General features: G+C 69.6%; 13 protein-coding genes. 2 read left to right on the forward strand and 11 right to left on the reverse strand.

Features of this window, described 5'->3' with window-relative positions; translation table 11 throughout:
• Positions 1 to 16: 16 nt before the first annotated feature.
• The 9 genes from ACIRCZ_RS00375 to ACIRCZ_RS00415 form a co-directional block, all read right to left on the reverse strand.
• Entirely contained in the window at positions 17 to 712 is a 696-nt protein-coding gene (locus ACIRCZ_RS00375) for an ABC transporter ATP-binding protein (protein ID WP_055891879.1), read from the reverse strand.
• A complete protein-coding gene (locus ACIRCZ_RS00380) occupies positions 709 to 2,478 on the reverse strand; it encodes an ATP-binding cassette domain-containing protein (RefSeq protein ID WP_402848415.1) in 1,770 nt (589 codons plus the stop codon). The genes ACIRCZ_RS00375 and ACIRCZ_RS00380 overlap by 4 nt, the downstream gene beginning before the upstream one ends.
• Complete coding sequence (locus ACIRCZ_RS00385) at positions 2,465 to 3,325, reverse strand: branched-chain amino acid ABC transporter permease (RefSeq protein WP_055891884.1); 861 nt, start codon at positions 3,323 to 3,325, stop codon at positions 2,465 to 2,467. The genes ACIRCZ_RS00380 and ACIRCZ_RS00385 overlap by 14 nt, the downstream gene beginning before the upstream one ends.
• A gap of 67 nt (positions 3,326 to 3,392) precedes the next feature.
• Positions 3,393 to 4,580, reverse strand: a complete 1,188-nt coding sequence (locus ACIRCZ_RS00390; RefSeq protein ID WP_402848419.1) for an ABC transporter substrate-binding protein — start codon at positions 4,578 to 4,580, stop codon at positions 3,393 to 3,395.
• 129 nt (positions 4,581 to 4,709) lie between these two features.
• Complete coding sequence (locus ACIRCZ_RS00395) at positions 4,710 to 5,099, reverse strand: nuclear transport factor 2 family protein (protein WP_402848422.1); 390 nt, start codon at positions 5,097 to 5,099, stop codon at positions 4,710 to 4,712.
• 58 nt (positions 5,100 to 5,157) lie between these two features.
• On the reverse strand, positions 5,158 to 5,949 hold the full coding sequence (locus tag ACIRCZ_RS00400) for a MoaF C-terminal domain-containing protein (protein ID WP_402848425.1): 792 nt from the start codon (positions 5,947 to 5,949) through the stop codon (positions 5,158 to 5,160).
• A 26-nt stretch (positions 5,950 to 5,975) separates the two neighbouring features.
• Positions 5,976 to 6,716 carry an SDR family NAD(P)-dependent oxidoreductase gene (locus tag ACIRCZ_RS00405; protein ID WP_402848428.1) on the reverse strand — a complete coding sequence of 247 codons (741 nt, stop codon included), beginning with the start codon at positions 6,714 to 6,716 and terminating at the stop codon, positions 5,976 to 5,978.
• Complete coding sequence (locus ACIRCZ_RS00410; RefSeq protein ID WP_402848430.1) at positions 6,713 to 7,846, reverse strand: zinc-binding dehydrogenase; 1,134 nt, start codon at positions 7,844 to 7,846, stop codon at positions 6,713 to 6,715. The genes ACIRCZ_RS00405 and ACIRCZ_RS00410 overlap by 4 nt, the downstream gene beginning before the upstream one ends.
• Before the next feature lie 164 nt (positions 7,847 to 8,010).
• Positions 8,011 to 8,982 (reverse strand): helix-turn-helix domain-containing protein, encoded by a 972-nt coding sequence (locus ACIRCZ_RS00415; protein WP_402848433.1) that lies wholly within the window; start codon positions 8,980 to 8,982, stop codon positions 8,011 to 8,013.
• Between the two features lie 168 nt (positions 8,983 to 9,150).
• On the opposite strand from ACIRCZ_RS00415, the gene ACIRCZ_RS00420 reads away from it, so the two are divergent.
• Positions 9,151 to 9,672 (forward strand): hypothetical protein, encoded by a 522-nt coding sequence (locus tag ACIRCZ_RS00420; RefSeq protein WP_402848436.1) that lies wholly within the window; start codon positions 9,151 to 9,153, stop codon positions 9,670 to 9,672.
• Between the two features lie 31 nt (positions 9,673 to 9,703).
• On the opposite strand, the gene ACIRCZ_RS00425 is transcribed toward ACIRCZ_RS00420, so the two are convergent.
• Positions 9,704 to 10,006 carry a DUF1905 domain-containing protein gene (locus ACIRCZ_RS00425; protein WP_055891905.1) on the reverse strand — a complete coding sequence of 101 codons (303 nt, stop codon included), beginning with the start codon at positions 10,004 to 10,006 and terminating at the stop codon, positions 9,704 to 9,706.
• A gap of 94 nt (positions 10,007 to 10,100) precedes the next feature.
• Between ACIRCZ_RS00425 and ACIRCZ_RS00430 the strand changes: the two genes are divergently transcribed.
• A complete protein-coding gene (locus ACIRCZ_RS00430) occupies positions 10,101 to 10,724 on the forward strand; it encodes a hypothetical protein (RefSeq protein ID WP_402848441.1) in 624 nt (207 codons plus the stop codon).
• A 70-nt stretch (positions 10,725 to 10,794) separates the two neighbouring features.
• Here the strand turns inward: ACIRCZ_RS00430 and ACIRCZ_RS00435 are convergent, their stop codons facing one another.
• Positions 10,795 to 12,234: a lipase maturation factor family protein gene (locus ACIRCZ_RS00435; protein WP_402848445.1), complete on the reverse strand. Its 1,440-nt coding sequence runs from the start codon at positions 12,232 to 12,234 to the stop codon at positions 10,795 to 10,797.
• Positions 12,235 to 12,284: the final 50 nt, after the last annotated feature.

Here is a 12,284-nt window from a genome sequence, read left to right on the forward strand (position 1 = left end):
CGCCCGCGAGGACAGGTCAGGGAGCGCCGAGGTATGCGCGGTGCAGGACCTCGGGGGAGGACTGCAGGGCAGCCGCGGTGCCCGCGTACGTGACGCGGCCACCCGCGACGACGAGCGCGTCGGTGGCGACGCCGAGGGCGAGGTGCGTGAACTGCTCCACCAGCAGCACGCCGACCCCGGATTCGCTGAACTGCTTGATCATCGGAAGCAGCCGCATGAACACCACGGGGGCGAGCCCGAGCGACATCTCGTCGATCAGCAGGAACCGCGGCTTGGATGCGAACGCACGCGCCAGCACCACCATCTGCTGCTCGCCGCCCGAAAGGAGCCCTGATGCGCTCGTCCGCCGCTTCTCCAGCTCTGGGAACTGGGCGAGCGCCTCGTCGACGCCCTCCTGCGTGCCTGCGGTGAGCCGGATGTTCTCCTGCACCGTCAGCGACGGGAAGATCGCGCGCCCCTGCTCGATGTGCACGATGCCGCGCCGTGCGCGCTGCACCCTCGACAGCTTGGCGATCGACTCGCCGTCGACGCTGATCGTCCCTCCGCTCGGCGCGACGATCCCGGAGATCGACTCGAGCAGACTGGTCTTCCCGGCGCCGTTCGGGCCGACGAGCGCGGTGATCCGCCCCGGCTCCACGGCGAGGCTGACCTCGCTGATGACGGGACCGGCGCCCCGGCTGACCGTGACCGATTCCAGGACGAGCGCGTTCACAGCATCTCCGTTTCACCCATGTACGCCTTCATGACAGCGGGGTCGGCGAGCACCTCCGCCTGCGGCCCGCTGGCGAGCACTTCGCCGAAGTCGAGCACCGTGATGGTCGAGCAGACGGAGCGTACGAGGTCGAGGTCGTGCTCGATCAGCACGATGGACATGCCGAACCTGGCCGGCGCCTGCAGCAGCCGAGCGCCGAGTTCCAGGTGCTCCTCGTGCGAGAGCCCCGCGGCCGGCTCGTCCAGGATCAGGATGCGCGGCCGGGCGAGCACGTTGGCCGCCACCTCCACGAGGCGTCTGGTGCCCACATCCACGTTCTGCAGGCGGGTGCGGGCGGTGGGGCAGCCGAAGAACGCGAGTGCGTCGTCGATCTCCGCGATGGTGAGCCGTCTGCGGGCGACGAAGCGGACGTACGCCTCGACGGTGAGCGTCGGCGGCACCCTGTCCTGCTGGAAGGTACGCCGCACGCCGAGCCTGGCGCGCGCCGTGGCAGACAGGCCGCGCAGGTCGCGTCCGTCGAGCGAGACGGAGCCGGTGTGCTGCGGCAGGAATCCGGTCACCGCGTCGACGAACGTCGACTTGCCCGCTCCGTTCGGCCCGATGAGTCCCATGATCGTGTTCGGCGGCACCGCGAGGCTCACGCCGTTCAGCGCCTTGACCTGCCCGAACGCGACGCCGAGATCGGTGACGACGAGCACGGGAGCGGCGGAAGGGTCTGCTGGCGCGGGAGCCGTCGCCGGGGGAGCGGCGGTCACCGCATCCCTTCCTGGCTCCTCGGCGAGCGGAGCGGCCAGCTCCACCGGACGCTTCGCGGCCTGACGCTTCCACCAGGCGTTCCGGATGCTCTGGCCCAGGTTCGACCCGCTGGTCAGCGCCTGGACGCCGAGCACACCGAAGATCACGAATCCCCAGTCCTGCGGGATGCCCCACCGCTTCAGCAGCTCAGGCACCGCGATCCAAACGATGCCGCCGAAGATCGCCATGTCGATGAGGTACGCGCCGGACATGATCGCCAGCACGTAGAGCGCCAACGACTGGATGGGCGTGAAGCTGCTCGCGAACGGCAGCCCCACCTGCCCGGCGATCAGTCCGCCGCTCACTCCTCCGAGGGTGGCGCTGACGGCGAACGCGGTGAGCTTGGAGCCGGGGACGCTGGCGCCGACGGATGCGGTGCCGCGCTCGGAGAACGCGACCGATTTCCAGCTCGAGCCCCACCGCCCGCTCTGCAGGAAGTACACCCCGATCCCGCAGATCACCAGCACGAGCACGCTGAAGAAGAAGTACGACCTGTCATCGCTGAACGCGTCCGGCCGGAGCACGGAGACGCCGTCCGTCGAGCCGGGGAACTGGATCTGCACCAGGGTGACGTCGGCCGCCGCGGCGAAACCGAGGGTGACGACCGCGAGGTTCACCCCGCGCAACCGCAGGGCAGGCAGGCCGACGAGCACGCCGACCACCCCGGCCGCCAGGCCGCCGAGGATCAGCCAGACGATGAAGCCGCCCGGCGCGTTCAGCACGTTGAGCAGCGAGACGATCCACGCGCCGACCGCGGCGAAGGTCAGCTGGCAGAGGGCGATCATCCCGGCGCTGCCCGTCACGATGCCGAGTCCGAGGATCGCGATGGCGGCGACGACGGCGCTCACCGCGAGGAAGACGAAGTAGCCGGAGAGCGAGACGCTGAGCAGGTATCCGGCAGCGAGGCCGATGGCTCCGACGATGAACGGCAGGGCGATCCGTGCCGCCGGGGTGCCGCTAACGCGCCGCATCCCACACCTCCTTGCGCTGCGTCCACAGCAGGAATCCGATGATGAACAGGAACGGCAGGAAGTTCCGGATGAACGACACCTCGTCGATCTGCGCCACCAGCCCGCTCAGCAGGCCGAGCACGAGGCCGCCGATCACGGCGAGGTCGAGTCGCCGGAACGCCCCGAGCAGCGCGGCGGCGGAGGCGGGGACGATGAGCATCGACAGGCTGGTCGCGTCGTTGGACTGCGATGGGGCGACGATGATGATGACGAGCGCCGAGATGATCCCGGTCACCGCCCACACCGCCACGCTCAGCGGCCGGGCTGGGATGCCGATCAGCTCGGCCGTCGTGGGTCGCTCTGAGAGTGCGCGCAGCTTGGTGCCGATCGAGGTGCGGGTGAGCACCAGGCGGCAGGCCAGTGCGACGGCGATCGCGAGCACCACCGTGGCGACCGTGACCTGGCTGACCACCACCCCTCCGATCGAGAACGCCGGCCCGGAAAGGATGGGGCTGAACGGCTGCGGCTTGTTGCCGAACAGGATGAAGGAGAGCGAGATGAGCAGCAGCAGCGGCCCGACGGTCACCGCCGAGCGCGTCGTGGTGTCCGCCTCCGGCAGCCAGGTGGCGATGATGAGCCCGATCAGGGCACTCAGCGCACCGCCGATGAGCACGCCGACCAGCGAGCCGAGCCAGATCGGCCAGCCGGCGTGGCTGACCAGCCAGACGGCCACGAAGCCGCCGAACATCCCTGTCGCGGCCTGGGAGAAGTTGACGACCCGCACCAGGCGGGACATCAGGGTGAGACACACCGCGAGCACGGCGTATAGTCCACCGGCGGCGAGGCCGGCGAGGGCGCCCTGCAGCATCCGGGCTCCTTTCAGAAACAGTGGATGCGGGGCTCGCCTCCGCACGGAAGGCGAGCCCCGCTGGTGGTCACTTCTTGGGGATCGTGATCCAGTCGTCGCCGTTCAGCTCCCAGGCGTTCTTGCCTGTGACGAGCTTGATCGGCCAGCCTGCGGTGTTCCCGTCGTGCACTTTCGCCGTTCCGAAGGTGTACGGCGTTCCGACCATCGGGTTCGTGATCGGCTGCATGTCGTGCAGTGCCTTCGTCACCGACTCGCGGGTGATGTCGCCCTTGATGCCCTCCGCCACCTGGATGAAGTACTTGGCAGCGAGGTATCCGCCCTGCGAGAACGACGTGAGCGGGATGTTGTTCTTCGTCATCAGGTCGCGCCAGTCCTTGTTGATGTCACTGGATGCGTCGGTGAACGGGTAGAACTCGGCAGGAACGTAGATGCCGGCTCCCGCGTCACTGACCGCCTTGGCGAAGTTGTCGCTGTAGACGCTGGTGAGGTAGAGCCAGTTCACGTCCTTCCAGCCCTGCGCGTTCGCCGCCTTGACCTGGGCGATGGCGTCCGGCTCGACCGGGTTGATCGCGAGGGCCTTGCAGCCTGCGTCCTTCGCCTTGACGATGTACGGCGTGTAGTCGCTCGCGCCGTACGGCACGGTGTCGTCGATGTACAGCGGCTTCTTGCCGGTGATCTCCGTCCAGGTGTCGATGGCCTTCTGGTACGCGGGGCGGGTGCTTCCCGCGATCTCCAGCAGCACGCAGATGTTGTCGAGCTTCGCGACCTCCGAGCCCCAGTAGAGCGTGAGCGTCATGTCGTTGAACGGCCCGACGTTGGCCGGGGAGATGTTGGGGCTGTCGAAGCAGCCGGTGTCCACCCCGACTCCTGGGATGCTGAGGACCTTCTGCTGCTCGTAGTACTTCGCGTTGATCTCGCACTCGATCAGGCTCGCCGAGCCGACCATCGCCACGGCTTCGTCGCTTCCGACGATCTCGCGCGCATTGGCGGATGCCGTGGCAGGGTCGCCCTTGTCGTCGAGCGCCTTGTAGTCGATCTTGTGACCGTTGATCCCGCCCTTGGCGTTCTGGTCGGCGAAGACCGCCGCTGCGGCGAGCGACGCCTCCGGGAAGGTCGCCGGTCCGCTCTTGGTGTTGACCGATCCGACCACGATCGGTGCCTTGCCGTCTCCGCTGCCGCCTGCGCTGCAGCCGCTCAGCACGAGTGCTGCGGATGCCGCGAGCGCCGCGGTGGCGTAGAACACGTGTTTCCTCATGCGCTTCCCTGCCTCTCGGGTTGCGCCACGACCACTTCGTCGTGGCATCTCGTTCTGAAACCTACGGCCGGGTGCCATGCCGTCAGTTGCCTGTGGCTGCACCCTTCTTGCCCGTGCGCGCTCTGGTGCCTACGCGAGCGCATCCCGGACGCGCGCGGTGTCTGTGAACTGCTCGAACGCGACGACCTCGCCGCCGGAGAGCCGCCAGACGTGGGCGACTCTGGCCTCGAACCACCGGCCGGTCGCCGTGTACGTTCCGCTGTACGTGCCGAGGCCGACGATGGTGTCTCCGCCGTCGATCAGCTCGGTGATCTCGGCCGTGTATCGGTCCCACTCCGCCCCGATGCGCTCGAAGACGCCTGCGCGCACCTCGTCAGGGCCGACGTATGTGCCTGCGTACGGGAACCCGGCCATCTCGGTCCAGCGGGCGTCTGCGGCGAGCGGGGCGAGCATCCCGTCGATGTCTCCGCGGTCGCTGGCGTCGTAGTGGGCTTTGATGATGTCGTGGTTGCTGGTCATGGTCGTGCTCCGATCGGTGGATGCGCTTGGCTGTGGATGCTGCTGGTTCCGGATGCGTTCAGACCGGCTGCGCGTCGGGGTACGACACGGAGCCGAGCGGGTAGATGTGGCCTCCGGCGCGCGAGTGCTCCGACTCGCCTGCGCCGTTCAGTCCGAGGAAGATCCCCGTGGTGCGCAGGTCGTAGCCGAGGTCGTGCAGCCAGACGCTCGCCACCGCGATCCGGAATTCCCTGAAGCAGAACAGGTAGAGCCCGTCGGCGAACTTCCACACGGTGGACAGGTCCATGTCGCCGTGTCCGCGCTGCACGCCCTCCAGGCACTGCCAGGCATAGCGCTGCGACGACACGTAGACGTGCTCGTAGAGGTGGTGCGGGCTGTAGCGGTAGATGTTGCGCTTGCCGATGAGGTCGCGGGACGGCCGTGGGACCTCTCCGGTGGGCTCGCCGGCGTCGGTGACGGCGGCGTGGAACGTCTGACGCACGCGGGGCGTACCCTCAACCTCCTCCTCGCCGATCACCGAGTGTGCGACGAGCGCTCGGTGCGTCGTGGTCGAGTAGACGACCGTGATCGCCGCCCGCTCCACGCTCGTCAGCGGCAGGTTGACGAAGATCACGTCGTCGCGGGCGGAGACGGCGTCGTACGGGTCACGGCCGCCGCCGGCAGCGGAGGAGGTCCACACCACGGCATCCGTCTCGAACGCCAGTGTCAGCGTCGAGCCGTCGTCGAGGGTGAGTGCGAGCTCCGTGCCGGAGAGGTCGGTGTTCGGCAGCCGGTAGGTGTCGATCCCCGCGGCGAACTCGTCGTATGTGCGCCATTCGTCGGTCGCAGGGTCGTGCTCGGTGTCCGTCATCGTGTTCCTTTCGTTGTCCGCGCGTCTCAGCGCAGGGAGTATCCGCCGTCGATCAGCAGGTCGGTGCCGTAGCAGTATCCGGCGTCGTCGGAGAGGAGGTAGAGGGTGCCTGCGGCGATCTCGTCGATCGTCGCGAAACGGCCGGGGACGGTGTTCGGCAGCCACTGCGCGTGCATGGCGGTGTCGCCGTCGAGGAACGGGGTGGACACGTAGCCGGGGGAGACCGTGTTGACCCGCACCCCTCTGCCGCCCCACTCCACGGCGAGCGTGCGCACCATCGCGGTCACCCCTGCCTTGGCCGTGTTGTAGTGCACCGTGCGCTGCGGCACGTTCACCACCCGGTTGCCCGACATGGATGCGACGGCCACCATGCTGCCCCGTCCAGCGGCGAGCATGGTCGGCGCGAACGCCTGCAGCGTCAGGAACACCCCGCGGAGGTTCACGGCGAGCACGGCGTCGAAGTCTGCGATCGGCAGCTCCTCGGCCGCCGTGTCCGATCCGCGGATGCCCGCGTTGGCGACGAGGTGGTCGATGCGGCCGCCGGTGAGTGCGAGCAGGTCGGCCGCCGCGTGCGCCACGCCTGCGGCGTCGGAGACGTCGCAGTACACGTGCTCGCCGATACCGCCCGGCTCCAGGTCGAGCCCGAAGACGGTCGCTCCCTCTGCGGCGAGCCGGGAGGCGATGCCGCGGCCGATCCCGCTGGTGGTGCCGCTGACGGCCGCGATGCGTCCGGCGAATCGTTCAGTGCTCCCGCTGTCCCCGCTCATCGCGCCGACACCCCGACGCTCGGGTCGATCACGGCTTTCAGCACGCCGCCGTCCCGGTTCTCGATCACGTCGTATGCGTCCCGCACCTCATCGAGGCCGAACCGGTGGGTGACCAGCGACGCGTAGTCGAAGTCCGCGCGTTCGAGCATCCGGATCGCCGGCTCGAAACCGCCGGCAGACAGGAACGAGGGCAGCAGGTCGATCTCGCGCGTCAGCAGGTCCTCGTCGGCGAGGAAGGTCACGGGAGCGTTCGCTCCGCACGCCCCGGCGAGCACGACGCGTCCTCCGCGCCGCACCAGCCGCACGGCCTGCTGCTGCGCGGCCGTCGCGCCGGCGATCTCGATCACCACGTCTGCCAGCCGTCCGCCGAGCTCGGCGTGGACCGCATCCACCGCGTCGGTCTCGCGGGAGTTCACCACCGCGTCAGCGCCGAACCGTCTCGCGAGCTCCAGCCGGTTCGCCCGCGTGCCCACGACGATCACCCGTCCTGCGCCTGCCGCACGTGCGGCAGCGGCGGCGAGGATGCCGACCGGTCCTGGCCCGATCACCACCACGGACTCTCCCGGCGCGACCCTCCCTCTGGCGATGGCCCGGCAGGCGACCGCCAACGGTTCGACCAGCACGGCGCTCTCCCAGGCGAGCGCATCCGGCAGCCGGTGCACGATCGCCTCGCGGGGCACGTACAGGTGCTCCGCGTATCCGCCCCACAACCCTGGCGAGACGGTGCGCGGGATGTTCACCCCGAGCTGGCGGCCGTGCGGGAGCCCGGAGGACGGGTCATCCGCCTCGCACAGGTTGTACCTGCCTTCCCGGCAGCGCGCACAGCCCTGGCAGGGCAGCAGCATCTCGACGGCGACCCTGTCGCCGGCGGACAGTCCCCTGGTCACGGCAGCAGCCTCGCCGATGGCCGCGACCTCTCCGACGAACTCGTGACCGGGCACCAGAGGGAACGGGTCGCCGATGTGCCCGGCGAGGAGGTGCAGGTCCGTCGCGCACACGCCAGCCAGGGCGACGCGCAGGATGAGGTCGTCCTGTCCGGGGGAGGGGAGCGACTGCTCGGCGGTCTCGATCACCCCAGCGGAGGGGAAGACCACCTGACGGCTGGTCGGGGGAAGGGCGGTGCCTGGCATGCGGGTTCCGTTTCCGCCCGCGCTGCGTCGCGCGGGTCTGACCCATCGTGCGCGGCAACGTCCACCGGCATCAATGGCGGACGCCGCATCGTGCCCCGACCGTCAAGCCCCGTTCCCTCCCCGACAAAATCGAGGTGGATGCGCGCCCAGGCAGCCCGCGCGCGTCAGGCGGCGCGGCCGGAAGCGCGCAGCTCGCTCGGCGACTCCGCGTACGTCGACTTGAACACGCGCGAGAAGTGCGCGGCGTCCACGAACCCCCAGCGTGCGGCGATCGCCGCCACCGGACGGTCGCCGTAGAGCGGATTGAGCAGGTCGCGCCTGCAGCGTTCGAGTCTCCTGGTGCGGATCCACGAGGAGACGGTCGTCCCCTGCTCGCGGAACAGTCCGTGCAGGTGCCGCGTGGAGATGAAGTGCGCGGCGGCGATCTGCGTCGGGCCGAGGTCGGTGGAGGCGAGATTCGCGTCGATGTACGCCCGGATGCGCTGCATCAGGGCCTGGTGCGGGTTGCCGGGGCCGCTGGCGATGTCGAGCTCGTTGGCGAACATCGTGGTCACCAGGTCGAGCGCGCTGTGCGCGAGCCGCGCGCCCGTTGCTCCGTTGAGCTGCTCCAGGTTGCCGACGAGCTGGGCGAGGAACGGCACGATGATGCTGCCGACGCCGCTCTTCCCGCTCATCGTCACAGCGGTGAGCTGGGCGACGACGTCCGCAGGAAGGTCGATCAGGTGCTTCGGGAACATGACGACCATCGTGCGGAAGTCGTCGTCGAAGACGAGCGAGTACGGCCGGTGGGTGTCGTAGACGGCGAGGTCGCCCGGCTGCAGCACGGCCTCCCTGTTGTCCTGGATGAGCAGGCCGGTGCCGGAGAGCTGCAGGCTGAGCTTGAAGTAGTGCCGGTCGGAGCGCGCGATGAGCTCTGGCGTCCGCTCGACGACGTGCTCGGCGGCGCTCACCTCGGAGACGTGCACCTCGTCGGCGTCCGCCGACCGGATGCGCCCCCAGAACGGGTCTGGGCGGGAACTGGTCACGTGCAGGGGAACGAACGACTCGGACACCGCCGTGCGGAACTCGCTGAAGTTCCTCGCGACGGACGTGGTCACGCGTGACGCGCTGACGGCCTGCGTTGTCGGGTATGGCACAGTCACCTCATCTGAATCGGGACGACACTGTATACGATCCGTGACACGGATCGTATCACGCGTGCCGGTGCACGCCTCCGCCCGCCGGACGACGAATCGTGCGGGGGCACGCAAGCGGGATGCGCGGGCGGCACACCGCAGGCGACTGCCGGGATCTAGCGTGGCGGGATGAGCAGCGTGACGGTCGCCAGGGCGGCGAAGCGGGTGGGACCGCGCCGTGCTGCTGCCGCGCCGCTGATCGCGCTTCCCGCACTGTCGCTGCTCGCCTCCGCGGCGATGCTGGCCTCCGCCTTCGGCGTCGCCCCCATTCCCGGTGGGGTCTGGGCGGCAGCGCTGGTGGTGACAGCCGCGGTGGTCGCCGCGACCGGACGCGGACGCGGCACCGCGCACCTCGCGCTCGAACCGTTCGCGATGGCGCTCATGTTCGTGCTGGCCGCCGTGCACGGCCACGCGGTCCCCGCATCCGTCACCGACGCATCTGCCGCGAGCGCCGCATCCACCGCGCACGCCGCCCACCTCGGCGGCTCCTGGCTCGTCGTCGCGCTCGCGGTGGCCGTCGCCGTGCTCTCCGCTGCGTGCCTGGCCTGCGCGCTGCGCGTCGCCGTCACGCACCGGCCGCGCGCCGCCGTGCTGCCGGTCGCATCCGCCGTCGCGATGTGTGCGATGGCGGCGTGGATGCTCGCGGCCTGACCGCAACCCGCACCCTGCAGACCGCATCCCGTTACAGCAGCGTCTCGATCCCGAGCCGCACCACATCGCCGAGCCCGACGCCCTCCTTCGCTCGCACCGAGCCCTTGATGGCGACGATGTACGCGCCGTCCGCCGATTCGGGGAACACCGAGGTGGACCAGCGCGAACCGCCCAGCGTCACCATCACCTTCACAGAGCCGAACCCGGCAGGGGGATGCGGTTGCAGCCGGATGTCCTCCGACACGTCGAGCGGCAGCCTGGCGAACACCCACAGGTCGCGCCGCGCCTCCCAGCGCCACAGCTCCGCCTCGAACTCGTATCGCACACCGGCCATGTCACCACTCTGCCGCACCTTCGCCGTTTTCCGACAGAATGGGATGGCAGGGCGGCGCCGCTTCTTTCGTGCCGCCTGCGATCCGAGGAGAGGGATGCGCTGGCCGAACTGGTTCCGCAAGCGCGCGGTCACGCCGCGCACCCGGCCGTTCGATGAGGACGCGCTCGAGGAACCGGCTCCGCCGACCCTCGAACAGTCCGTGGAGGAGGGGATGCTCCTCGCCGACTACGCCACGAGGATGGCGGTGAAGAACCACATCGTGGTCGACACCATCCAGCAGGACAACCCGTTCGACCCTGCCAGGCACACCGCGCAGGCGGCGGAGATGCTGCGCGAGCTCGCCGACGAGCAGGACCAGGCTGCCGAGCGCGCTAGTGAGGCACGGCTCGCGGTCGTCGGGCTGGGCGGCGACGCCACGCACCCGCACGACTACCGCGACATCGACACCAGCAACCTGGCGCTCCGCGAGGCGGCAGCGAGGGCGCTGGCGGACGGACTCCGGGCCAAGGCGGACTCCGAGCAGGAGCTGCTGACGATCGTCGAGCGCGCCAGGCAGGACGCCTGGGACGAGGTCGGCCGCGCGATCCAGGCGGGACTCGACGCGTTCTCGGGCGTCGAGGCGCTCAAGGCGAACTACGAGGAGGAGCGCCCTGCCAGACTGCGGCTGCTGATCTGGCGCGACCTCGCCAAGCTGGAGGAGGAGCGCGGCGGGTACTGACGCACGGGGGCCGACACCGCCGCCGCACGGGGCCGACACCGCCGCCGCACGAGGGCGAGAGCCCCGGCGCTCAGCCGCGCAGTGACACCGGCGGCACGAGGTCGGCGATCTCCACGCGCATCCACCTGGCGCCGGATGCGCGTTTCTCCGCCCTGGTCGTGAACCGGTAGAGGAACATCCTCGCCCGCACGGCGCGAGGCGGACGGCCGCCGAACGGGTCGACACGCAGCAGCCGCAGCGTCGGCCGGTCTGCCTCGAGTAGCCGCAGCAGGAACATCTCGAACCACTCGGTGTCGCGCGAGCCGAGCGCGAGGAACCACATCAGCCAGTCGAGCCGCAGGTGGTAGGGCGCGAACTGCCGGGGGAGACGTTTCACGTCGCCCGGCTTGCCCTTGAAGGCGTACTCCTGCCAGCGCGCATCCGGATCGTGGGGGTCGTCGTCCGTGCCATCGACGATCACCTCGTAGCGTTCCTGCGTCACGGTGCCGAACGCCCCGTACGCATTGACGAGATGCCAGCGGTTGAAGCTCGCGTTCATCAGCTGCCTGTGCGCGAACAGGTTGCGCAGCGGCTGCCAGCTCAGCCCGACGAGCAGGATGCTCGCCACCAGCACCACGACCGCGTACCAGCCGGGCACGGTGTCTGCCCCGATCCCGCCGACCCCGCCACCGCCGAACACGAACCGGAACGCGGCATCGTCCACCGCAGAGAACGCGAGCACGATCGTGATCACGTTCAGCCACGCGAAGTTGCCCGTCGCCACCAGCCACAGCTGGGTGAGGATGACGACCGCCGCCGCGATGCTCGCCACCGGCTGCGGCGCGAACAGCAGCCACGGCACGATGAGCTGCGCGAAGTGGTTGCCGAGCACCTCCACCCTGTGCCACCACTTCGGCAGCAGGTGCGCTGTGCGGCTCAGCGGGTTCGGCATCGGCTGGGTCTCGTGGTGGTAGTAGAGCGCGGTGAGGTCGCGCCAGGAGCGGTCGCCGCGCATCTTGATCATCCCAGCGCCGAATTCGAGCCGGAACACCAGCCAGCGCAGCAGGAACACGATGGTGACCGGGGGAGCGGTGTCGAGAGCGCCGAGCATGGCCACGGTGAACCCTGCTTCGCACAGCAGGCTCTCCCAGCCGAACCCGTAGAAGGTCTGGCCGACGTTCACGATCGACAGGTAGAGGAACCACACAACCAGGAAGACGGGCAGGAACACCCAGGTGGGTGCGAGCTGCACGACACCGGCGACGATGAGCAGTGAGAGGCAGGCGCCCGTCCACGCGACGGCGAGGAGCATCCGGTCGGAGTACCGCCAGCGGAACAGGGTCGGCTGCCTGCGCGCGTACGCGGTCTGGAGGAACCGCGGAGCGGGCAGCAGGCCGCGTTCTCCGAGCAGCGCGGGGAACTGGTTGGCGGCCGAGACGAAGGCGATCAAGTAGATGAGGGCGACGCCGCGCTCCAGGATCTCCCGCGCGATCGTGTAGTCGCCTGCGGCGAGCCACCCGAGATCGTCCATGCGCACCACCTCGCCTGGGAACGCCGCTCACGATACGCCGGGCTGCGGCG

It is taken from the genome of Leifsonia sp. NPDC102414 (assembly GCF_044765685.1).
In the GTDB taxonomy this organism is placed as follows: Bacteria; Actinomycetota; Actinomycetes; order Actinomycetales; family Microbacteriaceae; genus Leifsonia.

Bases quoted from the DNA above. Each gene is read 5' to 3' on its own strand.
- ACIRCZ_RS00410 (WP_402848430.1), bottom strand. From the start codon at position 7,846: ATGCCAGGCACCGCCCTTCCCCCGACCAGCCGTCAGGTGGTCTTCCCC.
- ACIRCZ_RS00425 (WP_055891905.1), bottom strand. From the start codon at position 10,006: ATGGCCGGTGTGCGATACGAGTTCGAGGCGGAGCTGTGGCGCTGGGAG.
- ACIRCZ_RS00380 (WP_402848415.1), bottom strand. From the start codon at position 2,478: ATGCGGCGCGTTAGCGGCACCCCGGCGGCACGGATCGCCCTGCCGTTC.
- ACIRCZ_RS00385 (WP_055891884.1), bottom strand. From the start codon at position 3,325: ATGCTGCAGGGCGCCCTCGCCGGCCTCGCCGCCGGTGGACTATACGCC.
- ACIRCZ_RS00420 (WP_402848436.1), top strand. From the start codon at position 9,151: ATGAGCAGCGTGACGGTCGCCAGGGCGGCGAAGCGGGTGGGACCGCGC.
- ACIRCZ_RS00430 (WP_402848441.1), top strand. From the start codon at position 10,101: ATGCGCTGGCCGAACTGGTTCCGCAAGCGCGCGGTCACGCCGCGCACC.
- ACIRCZ_RS00400 (WP_402848425.1), bottom strand. From the start codon at position 5,949: ATGACGGACACCGAGCACGACCCTGCGACCGACGAATGGCGCACATAC.
- ACIRCZ_RS00405 (WP_402848428.1), bottom strand. From the start codon at position 6,716: ATGAGCGGGGACAGCGGGAGCACTGAACGATTCGCCGGACGCATCGCG.
- ACIRCZ_RS00390 (WP_402848419.1), bottom strand. From the start codon at position 4,580: ATGAGGAAACACGTGTTCTACGCCACCGCGGCGCTCGCGGCATCCGCA.
- ACIRCZ_RS00435 (WP_402848445.1), bottom strand. From the start codon at position 12,234: ATGGACGATCTCGGGTGGCTCGCCGCAGGCGACTACACGATCGCGCGG.
- ACIRCZ_RS00395 (WP_402848422.1), bottom strand. From the start codon at position 5,099: ATGACCAGCAACCACGACATCATCAAAGCCCACTACGACGCCAGCGAC.